Consider the following 24,849-nt stretch of genomic DNA (forward strand, 5'->3'; position numbering starts at 1 on the left):
ACTGTTCCTTATTGCGCCTGTACTCTGAGTTCAGCACTTGAGCGACTGATATGCCCAAGTAAGTTTTTTACATCACTTGTTTTTGGCTTAACTAATCTAAAGCGCTTCATTTCTTCCGCGAAGTTAGTTAATAAGCCCAGTGAATGCGCACTGCCAGTCGCTTCATAATGTTCGTTAATAAGGCCTCGTAAATGCTCTGAAAGAATTACTTTATCTTCTATACTCAGTATTTCTACTAATTCGAAGTTAACTCTGTGTGCTAGGTCGTCAAACTCGTCGTACAGGTAGGCAAATCCGCCCGTCATACCTGCGCCAAAGTTAACCCCAACACTGCCAAGGACCGCAACAATACCACCTGTCATGTATTCACAACCGTTGTCGCCCATGCCTTCGATAACCGCAATTGCGCCGGAGTTGCGCACTGCGAAACGCTCACCTGCGCGACCCGCAGCATAAATTTTACCGCCGGTGGCACCATATAGACATGTATTGCCCATAATAGCACTGTTATGTACATCGAAGCTAACGCCAGTGGGTGGGTGAATAACGAGCTTTCCGCCAGTCATTCCTTTACCTACATAATCGTTGGCATCGCCAATCAGCGTCATTTCTAAACCGCCAGCGTTCCATACGCCAAAGCTTTGACCAATGGTGCCTTTTAGCGTTACTTGAATCGGCGTATCCGAAACACCAGAGTTTCCGTATTGTTTAGCGATAGCGCCAGACAGTGTCGCGCCTACAGAGCGGTCGGTGTTTTTTACGTTGTATGATAAAGATATTGATGATTCAGTTTCTACTGCCGCTGCAGCATCCTGAAGCATTTGAATATTTAGCTCGCCTTTATCAATTGGCGTATTCGTTGTTTCGGAGCAAAACAATTGCGTGTGTTTACCCGCTTCTGGCTTTTCTAATAACGGAGAAAGATCCAGTTTTGCCTGCTTCGCTGTTTGACCATCAATTAATTCGAGTAACTCAGTACGGCCAACTAAATCTTCAAATTTGGCGACACCAAGACTAGCCATTATTTCTCGTACTTCTTGCGCAATAAACTTGAAGTAATTCATTACCATGTCAGGAAGACCAATAAAATAATTGTCTCGAAGCTTACTGTCCTGTGTTGCAACACCTGTTGCACAGTTATTCAAGTGGCATATTCTTAAGTATTTACAACCAAGTGCAACCATAGGGCCAGTGCCAAAGCCGAACGACTCTGCACCTAATATACCTGCTTTAACAACATCAAGACCGGTCTTTAGTCCACCATCAGTTTGTACGCGAACCTTGTGGCGTAAACCATTTTCAACCAAAGCTTGCTGTGTTTCAGACAAGCCTAGCTCGAAAGGGCTGCCTGCATACTTAACCGAGGTTAACGGGCTTGCACCTGTTCCACCATCGTAACCTGATACTGTGATCAAATCTGCATACGCTTTAGCTACACCTGTTGCAATTGTGCCCACGCCTGGTTCAGAAACGAGTTTTACTGATATTAGCGCAGTAGGGTTAACCTGCTTCAGGTCAAAAATTAGTTGCGCTAAATCTTCAATCGAATATATGTCATGATGGGGCGGAGGTGAAATAAGGGTTACACCTGGCACAGAGAAGCGCAGTGTCGCAATATATTTGTTTACTTTGTCACCAGGTAACTGGCCACCTTCTCCAGGCTTAGCACCTTGAGCCACTTTTATTTGTATGACGTTTGCATTGACCAAATAATGCGGTGTAACACCAAAACGCCCTGATGCGACTTGTTTTATTTTTGAGTTCTTTTCGGTGTTAAATCTTGCTGGGTCTTCACCACCTTCTCCTGAGTTGGATTGACCACCTAATCGATTCATCGCAATGGCTAATGCTTCATGAGCTTCTGGACTCAGAGCGCCAATCGACATTGCAGCTGTATCAAAGCGTGGGTACAAGTTTTCTGCACTTTCAACCTTATCTATGTCAATGGGAGTTTGGCCTTCACGAACAACCATTAAGTCTCTCAGATGACTCGGCGCTCGGTCATTTACAAGCGACGCGTACTTTTTATAGTCTTCGTAATCACCACTTACTACAGCCACTTGTAATGTTTTTACAACATCAGGGTTGTATGCATGGTATTCACCGTCATGCACATATTTAAGTAAACCGCCATGAGACAGGGTTTTACGTTTTATCCATGCGATACGGGCTAGATTTTGTAAGTCTTGTTCAAAATCTTCGAAGCCTGCACCTTGAAGACGACTCGTTACACCATTGAAACATAAATCCATTACACTACGATTAATGCCAATAGCTTCAAATAGTTTTGAACTACGGTAGCTAGCAACCGTACTGATACCCATTTTGGACATAATTTTGTAAAGGCCTTTGTTTATACCTTTACGATAATTTAAAACGGCCTCTATTGCTGTTGTGTCTATGTCTCCTTCTTCTACCAATTGCTCGATTGTTTCATAAGCGAGGAATGGGTAGACAGCAGTAGCACCTAAGCCAATCAAAACAGCAAAATGGTGTGGGTCTCTAGCCGAAGCAGTTTCGACGACTATATTTGCATCACAACGCAATTGCGCTTGAACTAAGGTTTTTTGAACAGCACCAACAGCCATTGGCGCTGGAATTGGTAATTTACCTTTTTCTATATCGCGATCAGATAGGATGACAAAGGCTGCATTTTTCTCTTTTACTGCAACAATCGTCTCTTCACAAATGCGTTTAACAGCAGCTTCTAAGCCTTCCTCTGGTGCGTAATTCAGGCTTATTGTTTCGTTGTGATAGTACTGTTGATCATATTCACGTAACTGTTTTAAATCGGTATAAACGAGTATGGGTGAATCAAACAATACACGTTTTGCATATCCACTTGTTTCGTTGAATACGTTTTGTTCGCGACCGATACAGGTAGCCAAAGACATCACATGATTTTCACGAAGCGGATCAATTGGTGGATTGGTCACCTGAGCAAATTGCTGACGAAAGTAGTCATACATTGTTCGATGCTTAGAGCTCATCACTGCCATAGGTGTATCGTCACCCATTGATCCAACGGCTTCTTGTCCATCTTTTGCTAAGACTTTAACAACTTGTTGAATTTCTTCGTAGCTGTAATTAAAAAGTTTATGGTATGTCGACATTTCGTCATTGCCATACACTCTTTTGCCTATCGCTTGCGCGTCACATTCTTCTATAGGTTTTAAGCGTTCGATATGGTCATTTAACCATTCAGAATAAGGATGGCGAGCCATTAAATCTTCGTCAATCTCATTTGAACGCCAGATTTTGCCCGTATGCGTGTCAACGGCAAGCATTTCACCTGGTCCAACACGCCCTTTTTCTAGTACATCTTGCTGGCGATAATCCCAAATACCTATTTCAGATGCTAGTGTGATTGTACCGTCTTTTGTCAACACATAACGAGCAGGACGTAAACCGTTTCGATCTAGATTACATGCAACGTGCCTACCATTGGTCATTACGATACCTGCAGGGCCATCCCAAGGTTCCATGTGCATTGAATTGAATTCATAAAACGCACGTAAGTTAGGATCCATCGTGTCGTTGTTTTGATATGCTGGTGGCACAAGTAAGCGCATTGCTCTGAATAAATCCATGCCGCCTGCTAGGAATAACTCAAGCATATTGTCAAGTGAACTCGAATCAGAACCTTCAAGATTTACAAATGGCGCTGCTTCTTTTAAATCAGGTAGTAAAGGCGTAACAAACTTGTTGGTGCGCGCTATTGCCCACTCGCGGTTACCTTTAATGGTATTTATTTCACCATTGTGTGCTAAAAATCTAAAAGGTTGCGCGAGTGGCCATTTGGGTAGTGTGTTTGTTGAGAAACGTTGGTGAAAAACACAAATAGAAGACGTTAAATCGGGATCTGCCAAGTCTAGATAGAACTCCGGCAGATCTTTAGGCATCACTAAACCTTTATATATATGCACAAAGTTGGACAGGCAGGCAACATAAAAATCTTCGTCATTTACCAAGCGTTTTTCTGCTCGACGACGCGCCATATATAAACGGCGTTCTACATCTGGGGCAATCCACCCGTTTTGTGCATTAACAAAAACTTGTTCAATCTGTGGTACACCTGTGCGCGCTAAATCACCCAATATGTCGTGATTAACAGGCACTTTTCGCCAACCAAGGACGTTGAGCATCTCTTTTTCTAGCTCTTCGTTTAATACGTCTCTAGCGGCATTGGCTACAGCATCGTCTTGACTAAGAAATACCATGCCCACGGCGTAGTTATTATTTAGTGTCCAGCCCTGTTCACTAGCCACTTTGCGAAAAAATGAATCTGGTTTCTGTAGTAGAAGACCACAACCGTCGCCTGTTTTTCCGTCAGAAGCTACACCACCGCGATGTTGCATGCGGTCTAGTCCCTGGATAGCAGTTTGAACTAATTTATGACTAGACTCGCCGTTGATATTGGCAATGAGGCCAAAGCCACAGTTGTCTTTCGAATCAGATTGATGATACAAACCCATGTTTTACTCCTTCCACGCGCAATTGCCTAATGCAATAATATGCGTGATTTGTTCTCATATTTTACATCAGAACCCATAACAAAATAACGACAAAAATGCCGACTACACGTTTTTTTTGATTTTATTATTAGTCGTTAGCGTGCTTTCAGAGGATACTTTGGCCTGAGGCCGTAGCGTATCGAATTATTATTCATTCCACTAAGCGGGGGGGAGAACATACCTATTTCGTGCCGAAAAATCAAATATCACTGAGTTTAATATTTGTATTCATATTATGAATGTATGCTAAGTATTTGAAAGTATAGGTAATAAATTTTGACAAAAAATTGACACTAGCCCGTAAACTAATTCGAACATTTTCAGAAAATACTTAAAAATAGCTACTTCATTTAGTTTCGCTTGTCTACATATTTATTCATTGGACGTGCAAAGTAGGTCAGAGAATGTACTTTTCTTCTTCCATCAAAGAACAAAGTACTCTATTTATATGAAAAGAATCCTGCTAGCATTCAACGTGATTAATTAGGAGTTATTGTATATGTTTTTGAAGCAACCGCCAGAGTCTTGGGCGATTAAGTTTGCGCAGTTCATAGACAAAATGGGTACTGTAAAGGTGAGTATCTTATTTGTCGCTTTCACACTGTTTTTTACGATTGTGGGCAGTTACATCATTCGTGCAAGTTTTGGCAGCGATATTGAACTGGATGACTTTATTAGTGCGATTGTTTTAACGCTGATTAGTGCACCTTGGGTACTCTACTTTTTTAGCGAACTTATTAAGCAGTTGGAACATTCACGCATAAACTTAGAAGAAGCAGTCTCGCAGCTAGAAAGATTAAGGCGACATGACGTTATTTTGAATAGAGAATTACAAAATAATATTCGCCAACTAAATTATGAAATTGAACAACGTAAAAATGCGCAGTTAGAGCGCGAAAAAATGTATACCGAACTTGAGCGGCAGATTAAGGAAAAATCCGAGCAAGAGTTAGAGGCTCGCCGCTTGTCTACTTTAACTCGTTCTATAATCGATGCGTCACCTGACCTAATTTATTATCGCAATGAAGAAGGGCGTTTTGCTGGTTGTAACAAGGTCGCTGAACAGTTAACAGGGAAAACCGAAGAAGAGCTCTTCGGTTTAACGCCACACGAAGTTTATGATGAAGATTTAGCCAGCCAAGTTGTAGCATCAGATCAACAAGTACTCGAAAGCAATACAAGTATTACCGAAGAACTTTGGTTACGCTTTGCCGATGATCGTAAACGCTACTACGAAATGCGAAAAGTACCATTTTATGATGGTGATGGTCATCGTTTAGGTTTATTGGCATTCGGTCGCGATATGACGGACAGAAGACGTTCGCAGCAAGCTATTGAGCAAGCGAGCAAAGATAAAACGAAGTTTATTGCGACGATATCGCATGAGCTGAGAACACCACTGAATGGTATTGTAGGCCTTAGTAGAATGCTACGTGATACCGATTTATCTACGGAACAATTCGAGTGGGTGAGTACTATTTATGCTAGTGCAATTACCTTAGGTAATATATTCAACGATATTATTGATTTGGATAAGCTCGATAGAGATAAGGTGGAAATACAACTCAAGACGGTAAATTCCGCAAATTTCATTAGTGAAATTGCCTCGATTATTCGACTACTTGCTGCGGATAAAAATTTAAAATTTGAGCATTCCGTTGTTGAACCTTTACCTATGGCGTTTGAAGCCGACGGTACGCGATTACGTCAAGTCCTCTGGAACATGCTTTATAACGCAGTTAAGTTCACTCAAAAAGGCTCGGTAAGTTTGCATGTTGCTTCTGAACAAGTTTCTCCTACACAAGCGTTAATGCGGTTTACAATCCAAGATACTGGTATTGGCATACCCAAAAAAGAATTAGACAAAATTTTTGCGATGTATTACCAAGTGCAACGTGATGATTTTCAGTCTGCTACTGGCACTGGTATTGGTCTAGCGATTTGCAAGCAAATGGTTGATAAGATGGGTGGGGAGATTCAAGTAAACAGTGAGTTAAATGTAGGGACTTGTTTCGAGATTACCTTACCCGTTACTATTTCTGAGCAACGTAGAGAATCGGAGGAGCTTAAGGTTGCCGGTCTTAACATTCTGTTAGTGGAAGATATTGAACTTAACGTAATGGTCGCCAAGGCCTTACTTGAAAAGTTAGGTCAACACGTTAGTGTCGCTATGACTGGTCAAGCAGCGATTGATATGGTGAAAGAACATGACTATGATCTTATTTTATTGGATATTCAGCTACCCGATATGACGGGGTTTGACGTTGCGAAAACGTTGCTAGATGAGGATTTAGTATTACACACTCCTATCGTAGCGCTGACAGCAAATGTTATTAAGACGCGTGAAGAATATCTGCAAAATGGCATGGATGACGTAATTGCTAAGCCGATAAAGAAAAGTAGGGTTATTAAAGTATTCAACGAATTATTTGCCGACGAAAATTTACTCGACAGCTCAGAAACAGTGGTGGATAAAGTGGAAATAAAGGAATCAGCACCGAAAGTAATAGATGCAGAGTTACTTACTATGCTAATTGATACAATTGGTGAATCGATGGTGTTTGCTAGCTTAAACGTGTTTCAGGATAAAATTCCAGAATACATGGAATTGTTGAGAGACTCGCTTACGGCAGAAGATAAAGATGAAGTATGCTCACAAGCTCACAAGATCAAAGGCGCTGCAGGCTCTGTTGGCTTGTCTAGAGTCCAGTCAACGGCCAACCAAATTCAGCAAGGCGATCACCCTGCGTGGTGGGAGAATGTGCATGATTGGGTTGAGCAACTTGACATGGCTATTCAGCAAGATGTGGATGTATTGAGTGCTTGGCTGAAAGAACAGCAGGTAGATGATTAGTCGATCAAAAATATCGTTGCGGTGCCTAAAAATGCAAATATTCCAACAACATCTGTAATCGTTGTTAGGATGACGCTTCCTGCCAATGCGGGATCTATTTTTAACTTCTTCATAATAATTGGAAGAGTGGCACCTGATAGGCCCGCGGCAATCATATTCATCATCATGGCAAATGCAATAACACCACCCAACGCATAGTCTTGTTTCCAAATAGCGATGACACTTGCTATTAACACAGACCAAATTAGTCCATTAAAAAAACCAATCGCTAGCTCTTTACGAACTAACCATAATGAATTGCTTGGACTCACGTGTCCTAATGCCATCCCGCGGATAACCAGAGTTAACGTCTGATTTCCTGCTACGCCGCCCATACTAGGGACAATCGTATTTAGTATGGCAAGCACGGCGAGTTGGCTTAGCGTCGTTTCAAACAAATCACTTACTGCAGCGGCTAATAGCGCCGTAATCAAGTTTACACCTAACCACACTGAGCGCCGTTTCGTACTTTGTCCAACGGGCGCAAAAGTATCTTCTTCGTCATCTAAGCCCGCCATGCTCATCATTGAGTGCTCGGCATCTTCTCTAATAATATCAACAACATCATCAATTGTAATACGCCCGACTAAATTGTAGTCATTGTCGACAACTGGTGCCGAAAGCCAATTATAACGTTCAAACATCTGGGCGACATCACTTTCTGGTGTATCAACATTTATTGCTTCAGATTCATCATCCATGATTTCATCAACGTTTACGTCTGGATGTGCTGTCAATAGACGCGATAACGATACAGTACCGAGTAAAACGTCACGTCTATTTACAACATACAGCGTGTCAGTATTTTCGGGCAACTCCGTCTTCAGCCGCAAGTATCTTAGTACAACGTCGATGCTGACATCTGATCTTACGGTAATAGTGTCGGTGTTCATAATGAAACCGGCAGTGTCTTCGCCGTATGAGAGGGCTTTTTCTGCTCTCATTCTGTCTTGCGCATCCATTGACGCTAAAACAGATTGAAGCACGTCTTCTGGGAGTGTACTTAGTGTTTCTGCTAAATCATCCGTGTCCATATCTTCAAGTGCATCTACTACACTAGAAGGTACCATTTTACTTATAATGCCGTTTCGAACGTCTTCAGATAACTCTTCGAGTACGTCACCGTGAAAATCTGCATCAAGGAGCTGCCAGAGTTCTTGGCGAGTTTTTGCTGGACTGGATTCTAATAGAAGTGCAACGTCACTTGCAGGTAAGTCAAGTAACATCTTGCGGACACGCACAAACGCGCCTGCATTTAGGTAGTAGGCTATTGAGTTTAAGCGCTCTTGAGTGTTGCTGATTACTTCTATCGTTTCAGACATAGAGATCCCTATCATTCTCTTTGTCAACTATACCATCAAATCAGTGTCATTTGTGTGAATCTTTGATTTATAAGGACTTATTCGTCTTCATTAAACTTATTTTCTATTAAAGATACCACAGCAGCCATCGCTGATTCTGCGTCTTTACCTTCGCATATTATGTTAACTGTTTTGCCTTGAGAGCTTTCAAGCATCATCAACGCTAGTACACTATTAGCGGGTGCTTCGTTGTCACCGTGAACTAAGGTAATTTCAGCCGTATGCATATTGGCTAATTCGACAAGTTTGGTAGCCGCTCTTGCATGCAATCCTAGCTTGTTCACGATAGTGACAGGACGTTCTAACTTCATGGTTGTTTATTCTCGTCTTTTTGTTTGATTCGCTTTAATTCTCGATGTTTTATTTGAACGTCACCATGGCTGGCTTTGAATGCCTCAGATAAGGATTGAGCAACAAAAACAGAACGGTGTTGCCCCCCTGTACACCCAATTGAAATAGTGACATAGCTACGGTTGTTGCGCTCTAAATGAGGAAGCCACGTACTAATAAAATTCTGCACTTGCCATATAAACTTCATGACCAGAGGTTGGCCAGAAAGAAATACTTCTACGGGGCCATCTAGACCAGTTAAAGGCCTTAAATCCGGATCCCAGTGAGGGTTTGGTAAAAATCTTACATCAAATACATAGTCGGAGTCTTTTGGTAGGCCATACTTAAAACCAAATGATTCAAAGACGATAACTAAATCAGCAGTTTTTTTACCGAGTACTCTTTCTCTGACTAATTCTGCTAGCTCATGGATAGATAAATGGTCTGTATTTATTTTTAAGTCTGCTTTTTCAGCCACTGGGCTGAGTATCTCTTGTTCAGTTTGAATGGCCTCTGTGAGTGAATTACTTAATTTAAATAGTGGATGCAGCCGCCGCGTTTCGCTATAGCGCTTTATAAGTACATCGTCACTAGAATCTAAATATATGATGGTAATTTCACAAAAATCAGGCAGGTAATCTAGTACTTCACTCACTTCTTTTTGTGCTCGAGGAAGGTTTCGAACGTCTATACTTACGCCCACTTGTTCATGTTCATCAGCAATTGCATTGACCAATGTGGGTAGAAGGTGCACCGGAATATTATCAACGCAATAATAACCTAAATCCTCTAAAGACCTAAGTGCAATTGATTTACCTGATCCAGATCTACCGCTGATTATTAGTAGTTTCACGTATGCTCCAAGGCAGTTTAGGTCTGGTTATGCTAGTGCTGCAACTATTTCATTTTTGTTTTCGGCATTGCGAATCGCTTTCACTATATCTTTGTTACTTAATTTTTTTGCAATGCCCGCTAGTGCTCTTAAGTGTGATTCTGCCTGTTCTTTAGGTACAAGCAGCGCGAAAAAAATATCAACGGGTTGATTGTCTATAGCATCAAAGTCTATTGCATGGTCGCTAGTGACGATGATCGCTGTCACATTTGATATGCCGTCAATTCGCCCATGGGGTATTGCAATTCCATTTCCGATACCGGTACTGCCCATTCGTTCTCGGCAAAGTAAACTGTTTAATACGTCCACTTGATTGAGAGATGGGTTTTGTTTAATCGCGAGTTCGCTGATTATCTCAAAAATTTTCTTTTTGCTGTGACACTCAACCGAACATTGAGTTCGGTCGAGTGAAATAATATCGGAAATTATCATATCTTACTTAGTGGCGCTTTAGCTTCTCTTTATGCTTAATGACTTGCCGATCTAACTTGTCAATTAATCCGTCGATTGCTGCATACATGTCAGTATGTTCTGAGTTTGCAAATATTTCTCCTCCATTGATATGCAAGGTTGCTTCTGCTTTTTGGTTCAGTTTTTCGACATTTAGAATCACATGTACATTGTTTATGTGATCAAAGTGGCGTTCCAGCTTTTCAAACTTAGTGTCGACGTAATTACGTAATGAATCAGTAATATCTACGTGATGACCAGTTAAGTTAATTTGCATAGTGCTAGGTCCTCTTTTCGAACAAGTCTAGATGAGACTTTTACGTTGGTTGGAAGGGGGAATATTCAGAGATTCCCTATATTTTGCGATTGTTCGCCGAGCAACTTTTATACCTTGTTCGGCAAGCAATTGTGCAATTTTACTGTCGCTGAGAGGCTTTGCAGGTGGTTCATCAGCAATGAGTTTTTTTATTAAAGCGCGTATCGCTGTTGATGATGCATTTTCTCCAGAGTCGGTTGCCACATGGCTGGAGAAAAAGTACTTAAGTTCGAAAATGCCTCTGGGCGTATGCATATACTTTTGCGTGGTTACCCTTGAAATCGTAGACTCATGCATATCAACCATTTCAGCAACATCATTCAGCACCATTGGTATCATTTTCTCAGGGCCTTTTTCAAAAAATTCTTTTTGTCTAGAGACAATACAATGCGACACCTTTAACAAGGTCTCGTTTCGGCTTTCCAAACTTTTAATAAACCATTTCGCCTCTTGTAAATGAGACTTGATAAATTGAGAATCGTTCTGATTTTTTGATGTTTTTGCTATTTGCGCATATGTTTCATTTACCGCAAGTGCAGGTAAGGCGTCATTATTTAATTCAACCATCCATATACCTTTATTTTTATAAACATTTACGTCAGGTACAATGTATTCAGGCTCTTTGGTTGAAATGGCGCTTCCAGGTCTTGGGTTTAAGGTCTTTAATAGACGCATAACTTCTTTTAATTGTTCTTCTTTTAACTTGGTTTTACGCATCAGCGTGCGGTAATCTTTGCTGCCAAGTAAATCAGCGTATTCTTTGATAAGGTTTTTTGCTTCCTCGAGCCACGGAGTGTCATCTGCGTATTGTTTTAACTGAATAAGTAAACACTCTTGTACATTTCTTGCCCCAGCGCCTATTGGATCGAGGAGTTGAATGCGTTTTAACACACACTCTACCTCTTCGATTTCAGCATCTTCACTGTCGAGAGATTCAACAATCTCTTCGCATGATGCGTTTAAGTAGCCCGACTCATCGATGGAGTCGATGATTGCCATTGCAATACTTTTATCTATCTCTGTGAAATGGCTCATTTCTACTTGCCAGAATAAGTGATCCTGAATTGAGTCGCTGGTTTCTCCTTGGAATATAAAATCTTCGTCAGGGTTATTACCTATCATCTTGATAGGCGCAGAGCTTGAACCTAAGTATTCTTCCCAAGAACTGTCTATTGGAAGGTCGTTGGGAAGGTCTCCATTTTGCAGGGCATCATGGCTATCAACTGCTTCTTCCATCGTGGTTGATGGCTCAGATGTCGAAGGCGTTTCAGTATTTGTTTGTCTATCAGTTGATTGTGGTTCAGCAGTTTGTTCGTTTCTTGTGCTTTCTTTGGAGTCTTGCTCAACGCTGGCCTCAGATAATTCCAATAATGGATTTGACTCTAATGCTTCTTGGATTTCTTGTTGTAGGTCGAGCGTAGACAGCTGCAACAGTTTTATTGCCTGTTGAAGCTGTGGTGTCATAGTAAGTTGTTGACTAAATTTTAACTGTAACGAAGGTTTCATTACTTTCCTTTTCTTGCATCTAACCCTAATTTAAGCCCAATGACTTATTACTAATGAGAGTTTTAGGCGCCTACATCTATAACGAAAATTGTTCACCAAGATATACATCTCTAACTTCTTGGTTTGATAATACTTGCTCAGCGGTTCCAGACGCAATTAGAGAACCATGACTAACGATGTACGCTGTTTCGCATACATCTAATGTCTCTTTTACGTTGTGGTCTGTAATAAGAACACCTATTCCGCGATCTTTTAACTGATATATGATCTTCTTTATATCACTCACAGAAATTGGGTCAACACCTGCAAACGGTTCATCGAGTAAAATAAATTTTGGGTTTGCAGCTAAAGCCCTTGCTATTTCTACTCTGCGGCGCTCTCCACCAGACAAACTCATGCCCAAATTATTACGTATATGATTTATATTGAAATCGTCCAATAATTCATCAGTCAATTGTTCTCGTTGCTGCGAACTCAGTTCTTTACGCGTTTGTAAAATGGCCATAATGTTTTCGAAAACACTCAGTTTTCTGAAAATCGACGCCTCTTGTGGCAAGTAACCAATACCATGTCGTGCACGTTCATGCATTGGTTGTAAGCTTAATTCGTTTTGGTCGATTGATATTTCACCTTTATCTAAGGGGACTAAGCCAACGATCATATAAAAAGTGGTAGTTTTGCCTGCGCCGTTTGGGCCAAGTAGCCCCACGATTTGGCCTGTCGATACTTCAATGCTGACATCTTTAACGACTTGTCGAGATTTATATGATTTAGCTAAGTTCTTGGCACTGAGGGTACTGATCACGGCTCATTACCTTTGTCATCGTCCTCAAAATCACCCACGCTGATGACCGTAGTAACTGACTGTTGGCTATCTGCATTAGTATTGGCAACGATTTGCTCTTGTACCATATTGTAAGATATCGAGTCAGCAGATACTGTAGAGTCATTTTGGGTGATTCTTGCAGCCCCTTCTAGACTAATTACCTTAGTTGCCACATCATATTTTATTAGATTTGCTTGCGCCTGTACCAAACTACCATCTTCTAATCTTTGCTCATAGCTCGCAGGAGTACCAACTGCACTTATTACTTCATTCCCTTGCCCTTTTGAAGCATCGGCTTCTACTCTATCGGCGTTTATCTTAAGGCTGCCTTGCGTGATTAATACGTTGTCTATAAAAACCGATGTTTTTGCTTTTCCATCTAACATTTGGTCTCGAGACGTTGCGCTAATCGTTTTCTGGAAATCGGTTAAGATCGAGTCAATTTGTTTTTGAGTTGTATCTACTTCAATATCTTCTGTTTGTGCAAAGATACTGAAACTATAAACAGTAAGCATCGCAATGCTAAATAGTGAAAAGGTATTCTTCAGACAGCTGCTACTGCGGAAAATACTGGGTTTGTACATGTTGTTTTAACTCATATTGTTGTGTTGCGAGATTCCCAAGAATCCCAATACTACGTACATTATAGTCCTCACCAATCATTTCAACCGCTTGATCTGAATAAATTGTTTTGTCGGTGAGATTAATTTCAATATACTCAGTTTTGATTTCTTTGACGTATTCGGTCGTATTTAAGTTCGATATAACAACGTTTCTTTCGAGCTGAATTTTACTACTTTCATACAACGTACCTTCTTCAGCTGTAATTTGCCAAGGTTCACCTGATTCGAGAAAAACGGTATATACCGGATTATCGAATACCATAAATCCAAACGGTTGATAATGTTCCATTTTGTCAGCAGCGACTTGGTGGCTTAGTACACCATTTTCATCAAATAACTTACTGTCTAAATTCACGGCTTCATATGTTGGTGTTAACACTAGCTCGTCGACTCTTTCGTTTATCTTTTTGTCGTCATCAAATAGCATCAACATGTACAAACCCAATAAGACAGTAAATACAATCGCAATACTTAAGCCTATTCTACTCATGTGCTAGATACTACTACCATATTGCTTATCCAATAAATCTCTTGATAAAAGCAGTAAATCACAAAATTCTCTAACGGCGCCTCTACCACCATTTAATGTTGTAACGTGATTTGCTAACTGTCTAATATATGGGTGTGCGTCATTTACGGCAACCTTGAGATAACTATTTTCGAATAAGCCTATGTCAGGCATATCATCACCAATACAAGCCACGTTGCTCTTAGTACAGGCTTTTTCTTTCATAATTTTTTGAATAGCGTCTGATTTGTTTTCTTGCCCTTGCACTATGTATTTTACGTTCAGCGACTGCATTCTCTGTTGAACAATAGAGGATTGTCTTCCAGTTATAACAGCAACTTCTATGCCTGCACTCATAACAGCTTTTATGCCATATCCGTCTTTGGTGTTAAAGGTTTTTAATTCTTCACTGCTATTGCCCATATATATATTGCCATCAGACAATACACCGTCAACGTCAAGCACGAGCAATTTAATTGACTTACACGCGTCAAACACACTTTGTTTTACAGGGCCGTACAAAGTACTTATTGTTGGCTGTTCGATTAAAGACATTACACAACGCCTGCTTGCAACAGCATGTGCATATTAAGTGCGCCAATCGGATGTCTATCTTCATTCGTCACTATTAGCGCATTTACTTTACGCTCTTGCATAAGATTGAGCGCTTCAACCGCCAGTGAATCAGCGTCGATAGATACGCCAAGAGATGTCATTACGTCTCCGATAAGGGCGTGTCTAACATTTATCCCCTTATCTAAGGCACGTCTTAGATCGCCATCTGTAAAAACGCCAATCATTTTATTATTTTTGACTACCGTGGTTAACCCTAAGCCTTTTGAAGATATCTCCAAGAGTGCATCAGAGAGTACATCAGTATGTTGCGAAATGGGTACTAAAGATTCTTTAAGCATAAGGTCTTGCACGGTTAAAAGTAGGCGTTTACCTAATGTTCCACCTGGGTGAGAAAAAGCAAAATCTTGTGCAGTAAACCCTTTTGACTCTAGCAAAGCAATGGCAATAGCATCACCCAAAACTAAGGTTGCCGTTGTGCTAGTAGTCGGCGCCAGCCCAAGCGAACATGCTTCGCTTTTAACATGTAAATTTAGCGCGACATTTGCAAACTTGGCAAGACTACTATTTATATTATTTGTAATCGCGATAACTGGAATTTTCAGACGTTTAATTGATGGTAATAAATGAATTAGTTCTGATGTTTCTCCGCTGTTTGATATAGCGATTAATGCGTCTTTTGAATCAAGCATTCCTAAGTCACCGTGATTTGCTTCACCCGGGTGCATAAAAAATGCCGGCGTACCTGTACTTGCTAATGTCGCAGCGATTTTATTACCTATATGGCCTGATTTACCCATACCAGTAACAACTACCTTACCTGTACAGTTGTTAATAAGTGCACATGCATCATCGAACTCTTCATTGAGCGAACGACTTAGTGCGTTCAACGCGTTAATTTGATTCTCAATGGTTTGTTTAGCGGACAATCTAAAGCTCATATCGGTCACGTGAATAGATATATTTGGTACGCTAAGAAACTTGAAATTAAAACGCCACCTTCTAATCTAGATATTCTGCGCGTGCCACGAATGTTAAAGCAAAAAACAAATAGTAAGACAGTTAAGCCAAGCATGACGAGAGAGTCTCTGCTGGCCGCAGAGATATCTAATGCGGAGGGCATTATTAGACCGGGCATTGCGAGCACCGCTAATAAATTGAAGATGTTAGACCCAATAATATTGCCTAGGGCTAAATCGTCTTCACCCTTTAATACCCCAGCTATGCTTGCTGCGAGTTCGGGTAAGCTTGTACCAATCGCAATTATTGTGAGACCAATGACTAAGTCACTTATGCCAAAGTACTTAGCAATAAAAACGGCAGAATCAACTAAAAAGCTCGCGCTTAATGGGAGTAGAACCAAGCCAATAAGCACCCAAAAAACGGCTGTTTTGGTGCTCACGCCAGATGGAATTTCATCTTCAGTTTCTGCAATTAATGGATCGCCTTTATCTACTTTAAAGGACAGCAAGGCCATCCCAGCAATTACCAATACAAACAGTGTGATTAATACAATGCCTTCCATGCGCGACATATAACTATCGTCAATGAAATAAACGGCTAATAAAGATATCAGTAATAGAACTGGCAGTTCTCTTTTGAGGGTGGTAGACGAAACCAATAAAGGTTTTATAACGGCAGTTAAACCGAGGACTAAGGCAATATTTGTAATGTTAGAACCGAGGGCATTTCCAACCGCGGTATCTGTTTTACCCGCGAGAGACGCTGTCGCACTAACCACTATTTCTGGGGCTGAAGAACCCATAGCGACTATTGTTAAGCCAATCATCATGGGTGAGACACCGATGTTTTTAGCCAGCGCAGATGCACCATATACAAATCTATCAGCACTCCAGCTTAGTACTAATAGTCCAACGAAAAATATGACAAGATTTATTATCACTATTTGTTTCTATTTTGTGTTTTATTAAGGACGTCTACGTATGACCTAAAGAATAGGTTTTCAAGTAAACTCTTTTTATCGCTGCAAGTCTACCATAAGTTAATTTACATTAATGACGTTTTTAAAGCAGCATATGAGTAAGCGATGTATTTATGAACAAAGTAAAGGAAGATATTTAGATGCGCAAACAACATCCACTAATTTTCTTACAATTTTTAACACTATATTTCGGTCTAATTACTTGAAATACGCTAGAATGTATCCATAAACAGGGAGCTAAAGGGATAAGTTGCTTCCTAAAAAATAAGCGATTACCAAGGACCACATCAAGCAAGTTATGACAGACAATATTATTACAGTGGAAAATATGTCGTTTTCTCGCGGTCAACGAACTATTTATGACAATATTTCGTTGAATGTAAAGCGAGGGAAGATTACCGCCATCATGGGCCCTAGCGGTATTGGTAAAACGACTTTGCTTAAGTTGATCGGTGGCCAGTTAATACCGTCTGTGGGTAAAGTAGAGTTTGCTGGGCAGGATGTGCACAGAATTTCGCGTTCCTCTTTGTATCAGCTGAGAAAAAAGATGGGGATGCTTTTCCAAAGTGGCGCCTTATTTACGAATATGTCTGTATTCGACAATGTGGCGTTTCCGTTAAGAGAGCACTCTGAACTGAGTGAAGATATCATTCATACCCTAGTTTTGCTCAAACTCGAAGCAGTAGGGTTGCGTGGCGCGCATGATTTAATGCCCAGTGAACTTTCTGGTGGTATGGCGCGACGTGCTGCGTTGGCTAGAGCAATTGCGCTTGACCCAGAGCTTATTATGTATGATGAGCCATTCGCTGGACAAGATCCCATTTCTCTAGGAGTACTGCTTGAGCTTATAAAATCGTTAAGCCAAGCCTTACAGCTAACCAGTATTGTTGTAACACATGATGTAACGGAAGTCCTTTCGATAGCTGATTATGTATATATATTAGCAAATAAGACAATTATCGGAGAGGGCACACCGGAAGAGATTCAACAGTCTGAATCTGCGCTTGTGCAACAATTTCTCGAAGGCAAGCCTAATGGGCCAGTACCTTTCCATTTCCCTGCTAAAGATTTAGCTAGCGAATTTATAGGAAATCAATAATTGGAAATTCTTCAACGGCTTGGACGTAATACGATAGATACTTTTGCATCAATTGGTGCGGCAAGTTTAATGCTCTATGGTGCTTTGATCGCAATTCCTAAATGGAAGAACATTCGCCTGACGGTTGAACAAATGTACGTTGTCGGCGTTCAATCGTTATTAATCATTTTGGTTTCTGGTTTGTTCATTGGGATGGTAATGGCCTTGCAAGGTTATACCATTTTGGTGAACTATGGTGCGGAGGGCAGTCTTGGACCAATGGTTGCGTTGTCGATATTGCGCGAATTGGGGCCAGTCGTTACTGCACTGCTTTTTGCGGGCCGTGCTGGTTCTGCACTGACAGCAGAAATTGGTTTAATGAAAGCTACCGAGCAACTTAGTAGCCTTGAAATGATGGCGGTTGATCCGCTACGTAGAATAGTATCTCCAAGATTTTGGGCGGGCGTTATTAGCATGCCAATGCTTGCTATAATATTTTCTGCTGTCGGTATTTTAGGTGGTCATTTAGTTGGCGTTGATTGGTTAGGCGTAGATGCCGGTAGTTACTGGTCGATTATGCAATCAACAGTAGATTGGAACGAAGATGTCATTAATGGCGTAATCAAAGCGTTAGTATTTGCGGTTGTTATTGTTTGGATTGCTTTGTTTAAAGGTTATTCGTGTATTCCGACCTCAGAAGGGATTAGTAAAGCGACTACAGAAACAGTCGTTTATGCGTCATTAGCTATACTCGGTTTGGATTTTGTATTAACAGCGTTAATGTTTGGAATAAGTTAGGGAACTATGACTAGTAGAAAAAATGAAATTTTAGTCGGACTATTTGTCGCGCTTGCGATTATCGCAGGATTACTACTTGCACTAAGAGTGGCAAATCAGGGCATGGCAGGGAACGGCGAAACGTATAAGCTCAATGCTAGGTTTGACAACATTGGTGGGCTAAAAGCGCGTTCATCAGTAAAAGTTGGTGGTGTTGTTGTAGGTCGTGTTTCAAGAATTTACTTACATGAGCAAGACTTAATTCCCGTTGTTGAATTAGAAATTGCGTCTGAATACCAAAATACTTTTCCAGATACGAGTAGTTTGTCAATTTTAACTTCTGGGTTATTAGGAGAGCAATTCATTGGTTTGCAACCAGGTTTTATTTTTCCTGAAGATCTAGAGATGATTGAAGAGGACAAAGTTTGTGACAATGCCCCATATTCAGATTGTCCATACTTGACGAATGGTGAAGAAATTTTAGATACAAAATCAGCACTGGTACTAGAAGATTTAATTGGCCAATTTTTATTTAACCAAGGAAATGAATAAATTATGAATCTATTTATCAATAACGGCATTAAACAATTTTCATTTCGCGGGTTTGTATTTATTGCGGCGCTTTTATTTGCAAATTTAGTATCTGCTCAAGACGTAGAGAAAGAAGATCCTTATCAAATGGTACAGGATGTAGCTTCAAAAACGTTTGAACGAATTAAAAAGCAACAGGATAAAATTAAGGCTGATCCTGAGATTCTACGTGCCATCATGGAAGATGAATTGATGCCATATATAAATTATCGATTTTCAGCATACAAAGTGTTAGGAAAATATGCGCGAAACGCTGATAAAAAGGATCTTTTGGAATTTATTACGGTGTTTCGTCAATACTTAATTACTAGTTACGCCGTAGCAATGGGGTATTACGATGATCAGGTCGTAGAATTCGAACCTGCAAAGAGTTTTGACGATAGAACAGATGTGACCGTACGTGCCGTAATTAAAGATGACGGCCGACCTGATATAAAAGTAGCATTTAAAGTGCGAAAAGATCGTAAAAGCAATGAATGGGCCGCTTATGACATGATTGCTGAAGGCATAAGTTTGCTATCCAGTAAGCAGAGTGAATTTGAAGAAGTGTTGCGAAAGGATGGCATTCAGAAAGTGATTGCATTAATGAGGGAAAGTATTAGTCAACCGATACAGCTCGAAGCAACTTCCGAGGCGAGTACTGGCTCGTGAGCATAAGTGTAGAAACTGAGGGTACTACATTTCGTGTAAACATAAATGGGCGCTTTAATCGCAGTGTGATTAAGCAGGATTTAATGTTGACAGAGCATGCAAATGCCATGACATTGCCATCAATAAGCCTAATTGAGGTTGATTTTACTGGTTCTGAGGAACATGATACAGCCAGCCTTGGATGGCTAGTGAATTTGGTTCGTGATATTAAGGCACATAAAAAACAAATAAAGCTAACTAACGTGCCTAGCGCGTTGCATGCGCTGGCAAAACTCAGTAACGTTGACGAGCTTATTTTTGATGAGAATTTAAATGACAAATGAAGAAGTAGAACAATTGCTGAAAAGTGATTTGGCGTTGAGTGATGTAAAAGTTAAGAGCGAAGGCACTCATTATCAAATAATTGCTATTGATGACCAATTTGAAGGTATGAGTCGAGTAAAAAAACAACAAATGATTTATTCGCCATTGTCTGAAAAGATTGCTGATGGCACTATTCACGCTATTACTATAAAAACATTCTCAAACTCACAATGGGAAAGAGAAAAGTTGTTCAACTCATAAAAGGTTCTTAATGGATAAACTGGTCATAAACAAAAGCCCTGCTTTAAAAGGTTCGGTAGTTATTTCTGGTGCAAAAAATGCTGCACTGCCGCTGTTAATCGCCAGTTTGCTTGCGGATTCTGTATGTACATATACCAATGTACCTAACTTAAAAGATATTAAGACGACCTTACTATTGCTCAAAGACCTAGGCGCATCCACTAATCATATTGATACCAATTCAGTTGAAATAAACGCGAGTCAATTGGAAAGCGTTACGGCTTCATATGATTTAGTCAAAACAATGAGGGCGTCCATATTAGTGTTAGGCCCACTGTTAGCTAAGCATGGAAGGGCAAATGTGTCTTTGCCTGGCGGGTGTGCAATTGGCGCAAGACCCGTTAATTTACATTTGTCTGGTTTAGAAAAAATGGGTGCTAAAATAGATGTAGAAGAAGGCTACGTTAGAGCTTCTGTAAACGGACGTCTCCAAGGAGCCCGTATCTATATGGACATCGTGAGTGTTGGTGCTACTGAAAATTTGATGATGGCTGCTTCCCTAGCCGAAGGGGTAACCGTAATCGAAAATGCCGCTAGAGAACCAGAAATTGTTGATTTAGCGGATTGCTTGAATGCTATGGGGGCAAAGGTCTCTGGAGCAGGCACAGAAAATATTACGATCGAAGGCGTGGAGCGACTGAACGGTTGCGAATATAGTATTCTGCCCGATCGAATCGAAACCGGCACTTTCTTAGTTGCCGCAGCCGTTACAAAAGGCCATATTCGGTGTGAAAATGCCGCACCGCATACACTTGATGCAGTGCTAAATAAGCTGGAACAGGCGGGTGCTAAAATTGGCGTCGGTGAAGATTGGATAGAGCTTGATATGCAAGGTAAAGCGCCAAAAGCCGTAAATATCAAAACGGTGCCTCATCCTGGTTTCCCAACGGATATGCAGGCACAATTTGTTACACTGAATGCTGTTGCAGAAGGTGCTGGTGTTGTCACAGAAACAATATTTGAAAACCGTTTCATGCATGTGCCCGAGTTGCAGCGTATGGGAGCAAAGATTGAATTGCAAGGCAACGCTGCAATTACTGAAGGGGCTTCTGTGTTGAAAGGGGCGCCGGTAATGGCGACAGATTTGAGAGCGTCAGCAAGCTTGATTATTGCTGGTTTAGTTGCTGAAGGTGAAACCACAGTATCGCGTATTTACCATCTTGATCGTGGCTATGAAAAAATAGAAAGCAAGCTAGGCAACTTAGGCGCAAATATTCAGCGAGTTGCTGAGGCGTAACTGTATACTAAGACCCATATTAAATACCATACAGAGGGCTTTATTTAAGCTCTCTTTAGGACGATAAGACTGACTAACTTCTTGCAATCAATGCTGGATTTAGTTTCCCAATTACCGCCTGAATGTGAATAACTTTCCCATTTCTGTTTACTTGAAAGGTCAAGTTAGTGCCTGGTGCACTTTCCGCCACCACCTCCATGATTTCTGCGCTAGTGACTGTCTGTCCGTTGACAGCCGTTAATACGTCATTTGTTCTTATGCCGGCTAGTGCTGCTGGACTTCCCTTGTCGACACTTCTGACAAGAAAACCAGTACCATCACGGAGCTCACCACCATCAACCCCTAAGTGACCTCTCGTAACCGTTCCGCTAGTAATTATTTCATCCATTACACGTTTTGCGAGTGCATAAGGCACCGCAAAGTTAACGCCGTCAACGCGCTCGTTCCTAGATTGAAAGCTCGCATTGGTTATACCAACCAAATACCCATTGCTATCAATCAATGCACCGCCAGAGTTACCTTGATTAAGGGCGGCATCGGTTTGGATGAAATCGAAGTAGTTTGCCAAGCCTTTTCTACCGGTTCTGCTCACGATACCAGATGTTATTGTTTGTCCAAGGTCAAGCGGGTTTCCAACCGCCATTACGATATCTCCTACACGAAGGTTAAGAGATTCCATTTGAGGCATTACGACTAGATCAGGTGCTTCGTGAATTTTTAGTACGGCTAAATCAGTAATAACGTCAAAGCCAACCAGTTGGGCATGAAATTTTCTATCGTCCTGCAATTGAACAAATATGCTATCTGCATTACGAATAACGTGATAACAAGTTAACAAATAACCTTCATTTGACATGATGACAGCGGAGCCAAGTGATATTCTTGAGTACGATCTATTGCTAAATATTCCCGTGTTTTCGTAACTTTGGCTGTAGATATTTGCTACTGCAGGTGCGCTTTGTGCTAAGGCTTCGTAATAAGATAGCCTCGGAGGTACAGTTTTCTCGCGATTAAGAATATTTACGTTCAGCCCTTCACCCTCCCTGAATTCAGGGAAAAACAAGAGTAATATTGCTGCAACTACGCAACCAAGCAAGGCAGGCTTTAATACAGCTATAAAAATCTTATTTATTGCAGACATACAGGTATTGGTATATTCCTTTTATGATTAAACTATAGCAAAAATAAGTACACCACAACAGCTCATACGCGGTCTTCGGATAAACTAAAAAAAGCTAACACCCATATATAGTGCCAGCTTTTTGTAGAAATTACTTTTGCATCAAAAAGTTAAGCGATAAATTAACGAATAATGATAAACAATGAGCTATTGCCACGTTGCACATTTAGCGCAATTACACCTTCACTGTCTTCTATTCTTGACGTCAATTCAGATACTGAGCCAACACGTCGACGATTAACGCCAACAATCACGTCGTCTGTTCGCAAGCCAATTCTAGCAGCAGGAGAGCGTTCAATGACTTCTGTCACCAAAACGGCACCAACATTATTCTTTTCGGTATTTTCAAAGGTAGCACCTTCTAACGCAGGGTGTATCTCTTTTGCTTCTGCAATGAGATCTTCAGCAGCACCCAAAACAACATTAAGTGTTAGTTCTTCCCCATTTCTAAGTATGTTTAACTTTACTTCGGTCCCGGCGCCAAGGCTACCTACTTTGCCACGTAGTTCAGAGAAGCTGCTAATTTCATTATCATTTATACCAGTAATGATATCGCCAGATTGAATACCCGCTTTTTCAGCGGCTGAATCTTTTGTTACTTCATTGACAAATGCAGCTTTATTCGTTGGGGAATTCATCGCTTCAGCTAGGCCAGCATCTAAATCTTGTCCTTGTATACCCAAAAGGCCTCTGCGTACTTCGCCAAATTCGATGATTTGGTCAATTAAGCTTTTCATCATGTTACTGGGGATCGCAAAACCGATACCTACGTTCCCACCATTAGGCCCGAAAATAGCAGTGTTAATACCGACTAACTCACCGCGCAAGTTTACGAGCGCTCCTCCAGAGTTGCCTCTATTTATGGCTGCATCTGTTTGAATAAAATCTTCATAACCACCAATATTTAGGCCAGACCGTCCTAATGCACTTACAATGCCTGAGGTTACCGTTTGACTTAGTCCAAAGGGGTTTCCAATGGCAACAACAAAATCTCCGACGCGAATTGCGTCCGAATTAGCAAGTGGCAGTTCAGCAAGGTCTTCAGCCGGCACTTTTAACAGTGCAATGTCACTTTGCGCATCTGCGCCAAGCTTTTCTGCTTCAAGTTCTCTGCCATCAGTGAGCTTAACCAATATCTTGTCGGCATTGTCTACTACGTGGTTGTTTGTGACAACATAGCCTTTTTTTGCATCAATGATGACACCAGAACCTAATCCTTTGAAAGGTCGTTCACGTTCCTGCTGTTGTGGATTTCCAAAAAAGTACCTAAACATTTCAGGTACTTGTTGTTGACGAGCTGTTTGCGTACCTTCAACCGCAATACTCACAACCGCTGGAGTGGCTTCTTCCAGCATAGGCGCTAGAGATGGCACGTCTTTTTCAGAGAAAAAGGGAATCCCAGCATTTACAGATGTCGTCACAAAAAATGAAAAGGCAGAAATCACTACAACAAAACATTTTCTATAAATAATATTCATTTAACTCATTACTCCTAATGTCAAATACCCTCTACAGACTCAACGTTGGGTTCATTAGTTCAGAATCCAAGTGCTATTTGACGACTTTTTCATCAATTGAGTTATCAACAAAAAGTCCTGATGGGTTATTTGCAAAGTCTCTTGGTTGAGCATCTTCGATTTCTGCTTTCGGTGTATTAATTTCAATGGTCTTATTACGTAGGAAGACACTTGCTTGTTCACCATAAAAAGTTGACTTTTCACCCGGTTGATTTGGTTGAGTCAGCGCATTTTCGTAATTGTCGATAGAGTTGCTCAGAATATCAAGCTGTTGCTTTAAGTTAGAAAGCCCGCTTTTTGTCGTAGAGACATGTTCATGCGCTTGTTGCGCTAACAATGCCTTCAGTTCAGCTTCAGTACTAGCCATTTGTTTAGTCTTTTTTGATTCATGATTTTGGGTCAGTTTCCAAGCGATCGTGGCACCTAATAGAATACCCACAATTAGTCCGATTAAAACGCTTATTCCGTCCATTATATACTC

At 40.9% G+C, this 24,849-nt stretch carries 24 protein-coding genes; 8 read left to right on the forward strand and 16 right to left on the reverse strand.

Translation table 11 applies throughout. The annotated features are described in order from the left end of the window. Positions 1–8: 8 nt before the first annotated feature. Complete coding sequence (gene gltB / locus QQK00_RS18920; RefSeq protein WP_284219259.1) at positions 9–4,475, reverse strand: glutamate synthase large subunit; 4,467 nt, start codon at positions 4,473–4,475, stop codon at positions 9–11. Between the two features lie 538 nt (positions 4,476–5,013). Between gltB and arcB the strand changes: the two genes are divergently transcribed. Next, positions 5,014–7,368, forward strand: a complete 2,355-nt coding sequence (arcB, locus tag QQK00_RS18925; RefSeq protein ID WP_284219260.1) for an aerobic respiration two-component sensor histidine kinase ArcB — start codon at positions 5,014–5,016, stop codon at positions 7,366–7,368. Here arcB and mgtE read toward each other — a convergent pair. The 12 genes from mgtE to QQK00_RS18985 all read right to left on the reverse strand — a co-directional run bounded on the left by mgtE (position 7,365) and on the right by QQK00_RS18985 (position 16,695). Beyond that, on the reverse strand, positions 7,365–8,729 hold the full coding sequence (gene mgtE / locus QQK00_RS18930; protein ID WP_284219261.1) for a magnesium transporter: 1,365 nt from the start codon (positions 8,727–8,729) through the stop codon (positions 7,365–7,367). The two genes, arcB and mgtE, sit on opposite strands and share 4 nt — an antisense overlap. Positions 8,730–8,806: 77 nt before the next feature. Next, positions 8,807–9,079 (reverse strand): HPr family phosphocarrier protein, encoded by a 273-nt coding sequence (locus QQK00_RS18935; protein WP_284219262.1) that lies wholly within the window; start codon positions 9,077–9,079, stop codon positions 8,807–8,809. Next, positions 9,076–9,951 (reverse strand): RNase adapter RapZ, encoded by an 876-nt coding sequence (gene rapZ / locus QQK00_RS18940; protein WP_284219263.1) that lies wholly within the window; start codon positions 9,949–9,951, stop codon positions 9,076–9,078. Before rapZ ends, QQK00_RS18935 begins: the two co-directional genes overlap by 4 nt. A 27-nt stretch (positions 9,952–9,978) precedes the next feature. Continuing rightward, complete coding sequence (ptsN, locus tag QQK00_RS18945; protein WP_284219264.1) at positions 9,979–10,422, reverse strand: PTS IIA-like nitrogen regulatory protein PtsN; 444 nt, start codon at positions 10,420–10,422, stop codon at positions 9,979–9,981. Positions 10,423–10,429: 7 nt separating this feature from the next. Next, a complete protein-coding gene (gene hpf / locus QQK00_RS18950) occupies positions 10,430–10,717 on the reverse strand; it encodes a ribosome hibernation promoting factor (protein WP_284219265.1) in 288 nt (95 codons plus the stop codon). 27 nt (positions 10,718–10,744) lie between these two features. Continuing rightward, positions 10,745–12,262, reverse strand: coding sequence for an RNA polymerase factor sigma-54 (locus QQK00_RS18955; protein WP_284219266.1), 1,518 nt, complete (start codon positions 12,260–12,262; stop codon positions 10,745–10,747). A 76-nt stretch (positions 12,263–12,338) separates the two neighbouring features. Beyond that, positions 12,339–13,064, reverse strand: coding sequence for an LPS export ABC transporter ATP-binding protein (lptB, locus tag QQK00_RS18960; RefSeq protein ID WP_284219507.1), 726 nt, complete (start codon positions 13,062–13,064; stop codon positions 12,339–12,341). Next, positions 13,064–13,672: a lipopolysaccharide transport periplasmic protein LptA gene (gene lptA / locus QQK00_RS18965; protein WP_284219267.1), complete on the reverse strand. Its 609-nt coding sequence runs from the start codon at positions 13,670–13,672 to the stop codon at positions 13,064–13,066. Before lptA ends, lptB begins: the two co-directional genes overlap by 1 nt. Next, positions 13,644–14,201, reverse strand: a complete 558-nt coding sequence (gene lptC, locus QQK00_RS18970) for an LPS export ABC transporter periplasmic protein LptC (RefSeq protein ID WP_284219268.1) — start codon at positions 14,199–14,201, stop codon at positions 13,644–13,646. Before lptC ends, lptA begins: the two co-directional genes overlap by 29 nt. A gap of 3 nt (positions 14,202–14,204) precedes the next feature. Next, the gene (gene kdsC, locus QQK00_RS18975; RefSeq protein WP_284219269.1) at positions 14,205–14,774 is read right to left on the reverse strand and encodes a 3-deoxy-manno-octulosonate-8-phosphatase KdsC; all 570 of its coding nucleotides are present in this window, start codon (positions 14,772–14,774) and stop codon (positions 14,205–14,207) included. Next, positions 14,774–15,733, reverse strand: a complete 960-nt coding sequence (locus QQK00_RS18980) for a KpsF/GutQ family sugar-phosphate isomerase (protein ID WP_284219270.1) — start codon at positions 15,731–15,733, stop codon at positions 14,774–14,776. The genes kdsC and QQK00_RS18980 overlap by 1 nt, the downstream gene beginning before the upstream one ends. Positions 15,734–15,738: 5 nt before the next feature. After that, on the reverse strand, positions 15,739–16,695 hold the full coding sequence (locus QQK00_RS18985) for a calcium/sodium antiporter (protein WP_284219271.1): 957 nt from the start codon (positions 16,693–16,695) through the stop codon (positions 15,739–15,741). Between the two features lie 337 nt (positions 16,696–17,032). Here QQK00_RS18985 and QQK00_RS18990 point away from each other — a divergent pair, with 337 nt between their 5' ends. The 7 genes from QQK00_RS18990 to murA are packed head-to-tail and all read left to right on the forward strand — an operon-like array spanning position 17,033 to position 21,671. Next, positions 17,033–17,833, forward strand: a complete 801-nt coding sequence (locus QQK00_RS18990; protein WP_284219272.1) for an ATP-binding cassette domain-containing protein — start codon at positions 17,033–17,035, stop codon at positions 17,831–17,833. Then, positions 17,834–18,610, forward strand: a complete 777-nt coding sequence (gene mlaE, locus QQK00_RS18995; RefSeq protein WP_284219273.1) for a lipid asymmetry maintenance ABC transporter permease subunit MlaE — start codon at positions 17,834–17,836, stop codon at positions 18,608–18,610. 6 nt (positions 18,611–18,616) lie between these two features. After that, a complete protein-coding gene (gene mlaD, locus QQK00_RS19000; RefSeq protein ID WP_284219274.1) occupies positions 18,617–19,141 on the forward strand; it encodes an outer membrane lipid asymmetry maintenance protein MlaD in 525 nt (174 codons plus the stop codon). 3 nt (positions 19,142–19,144) lie between these two features. After that, complete coding sequence (locus QQK00_RS19005; RefSeq protein WP_284219275.1) at positions 19,145–19,831, forward strand: MlaC/ttg2D family ABC transporter substrate-binding protein; 687 nt, start codon at positions 19,145–19,147, stop codon at positions 19,829–19,831. After that, positions 19,828–20,154, forward strand: a complete 327-nt coding sequence (locus tag QQK00_RS19010) for an STAS domain-containing protein (RefSeq protein ID WP_284219276.1) — start codon at positions 19,828–19,830, stop codon at positions 20,152–20,154. Before QQK00_RS19005 ends, QQK00_RS19010 begins: the two co-directional genes overlap by 4 nt. Beyond that, complete coding sequence (locus tag QQK00_RS19015; RefSeq protein ID WP_284219277.1) at positions 20,144–20,395, forward strand: BolA family protein; 252 nt, start codon at positions 20,144–20,146, stop codon at positions 20,393–20,395. Before QQK00_RS19010 ends, QQK00_RS19015 begins: the two co-directional genes overlap by 11 nt. 10 nt (positions 20,396–20,405) lie before the next feature. Then, complete coding sequence (gene murA, locus QQK00_RS19020) at positions 20,406–21,671, forward strand: UDP-N-acetylglucosamine 1-carboxyvinyltransferase (RefSeq protein WP_284219278.1); 1,266 nt, start codon at positions 20,406–20,408, stop codon at positions 21,669–21,671. Between the two features lie 73 nt (positions 21,672–21,744). Here the strand turns inward: murA and QQK00_RS19025 are convergent, their stop codons facing one another. The 3 genes from QQK00_RS19025 to QQK00_RS19035 all read right to left on the reverse strand — a co-directional run bounded on the left by QQK00_RS19025 (position 21,745) and on the right by QQK00_RS19035 (position 24,840). Then, a complete protein-coding gene (locus QQK00_RS19025; RefSeq protein ID WP_284219279.1) occupies positions 21,745–22,812 on the reverse strand; it encodes a S1C family serine protease in 1,068 nt (355 codons plus the stop codon). A gap of 161 nt (positions 22,813–22,973) precedes the next feature. Next, positions 22,974–24,329: a DegQ family serine endoprotease gene (locus QQK00_RS19030; RefSeq protein WP_284219280.1), complete on the reverse strand. Its 1,356-nt coding sequence runs from the start codon at positions 24,327–24,329 to the stop codon at positions 22,974–22,976. 73 nt (positions 24,330–24,402) lie between these two features. Beyond that, positions 24,403–24,840, reverse strand: a complete 438-nt coding sequence (locus tag QQK00_RS19035) for a ZapG family protein (RefSeq protein WP_284219281.1) — start codon at positions 24,838–24,840, stop codon at positions 24,403–24,405. Between the last annotated feature and the right edge of the window lie 9 nt (positions 24,841–24,849).

The organism is Agaribacter marinus (genome assembly GCF_030160655.1).
GTDB classification, from domain to species: Bacteria; Pseudomonadota; Gammaproteobacteria; order Enterobacterales; family Alteromonadaceae; genus Glaciecola; species Glaciecola marina.

What these genes read in the sequence shown, in the direction of transcription:
- gltB (WP_284219259.1), bottom strand. Translation starts at nt 4,475, where the DNA reads ATGGGTTTGTATCATCAATCTGATTCGAAAGACAACTGTGGCTTTGGC.
- arcB (WP_284219260.1), top strand. Translation starts at nt 5,014, where the DNA reads ATGTTTTTGAAGCAACCGCCAGAGTCTTGGGCGATTAAGTTTGCGCAG.
- mgtE (WP_284219261.1), bottom strand. Translation starts at nt 8,729, where the DNA reads ATGTCTGAAACGATAGAAGTAATCAGCAACACTCAAGAGCGCTTAAAC.
- QQK00_RS18935 (WP_284219262.1), bottom strand. Translation starts at nt 9,079, where the DNA reads ATGAAGTTAGAACGTCCTGTCACTATCGTGAACAAGCTAGGATTGCAT.
- ptsN (WP_284219264.1), bottom strand. Translation starts at nt 10,422, where the DNA reads ATGATAATTTCCGATATTATTTCACTCGACCGAACTCAATGTTCGGTT.
- hpf (WP_284219265.1), bottom strand. Translation starts at nt 10,717, where the DNA reads ATGCAAATTAACTTAACTGGTCATCACGTAGATATTACTGATTCATTA.
- QQK00_RS18955 (WP_284219266.1), bottom strand. Translation starts at nt 12,262, where the DNA reads ATGAAACCTTCGTTACAGTTAAAATTTAGTCAACAACTTACTATGACA.
- lptA (WP_284219267.1), bottom strand. Translation starts at nt 13,672, where the DNA reads ATGTACAAACCCAGTATTTTCCGCAGTAGCAGCTGTCTGAAGAATACC.
- lptC (WP_284219268.1), bottom strand. Translation starts at nt 14,201, where the DNA reads ATGAGTAGAATAGGCTTAAGTATTGCGATTGTATTTACTGTCTTATTG.
- kdsC (WP_284219269.1), bottom strand. Translation starts at nt 14,774, where the DNA reads ATGTCTTTAATCGAACAGCCAACAATAAGTACTTTGTACGGCCCTGTA.
- QQK00_RS18980 (WP_284219270.1), bottom strand. Translation starts at nt 15,733, where the DNA reads ATGAGCTTTAGATTGTCCGCTAAACAAACCATTGAGAATCAAATTAAC.
- QQK00_RS18990 (WP_284219272.1), top strand. Translation starts at nt 17,033, where the DNA reads ATGACAGACAATATTATTACAGTGGAAAATATGTCGTTTTCTCGCGGT.
- mlaD (WP_284219274.1), top strand. Translation starts at nt 18,617, where the DNA reads ATGACTAGTAGAAAAAATGAAATTTTAGTCGGACTATTTGTCGCGCTT.
- QQK00_RS19005 (WP_284219275.1), top strand. Translation starts at nt 19,145, where the DNA reads ATGAATCTATTTATCAATAACGGCATTAAACAATTTTCATTTCGCGGG.
- QQK00_RS19015 (WP_284219277.1), top strand. Translation starts at nt 20,144, where the DNA reads ATGACAAATGAAGAAGTAGAACAATTGCTGAAAAGTGATTTGGCGTTG.
- murA (WP_284219278.1), top strand. Translation starts at nt 20,406, where the DNA reads ATGGATAAACTGGTCATAAACAAAAGCCCTGCTTTAAAAGGTTCGGTA.
- QQK00_RS19025 (WP_284219279.1), bottom strand. Translation starts at nt 22,812, where the DNA reads ATGTCTGCAATAAATAAGATTTTTATAGCTGTATTAAAGCCTGCCTTG.
- QQK00_RS19030 (WP_284219280.1), bottom strand. Translation starts at nt 24,329, where the DNA reads ATGAATATTATTTATAGAAAATGTTTTGTTGTAGTGATTTCTGCCTTT.
- QQK00_RS19035 (WP_284219281.1), bottom strand. Translation starts at nt 24,840, where the DNA reads ATGGACGGAATAAGCGTTTTAATCGGACTAATTGTGGGTATTCTATTA.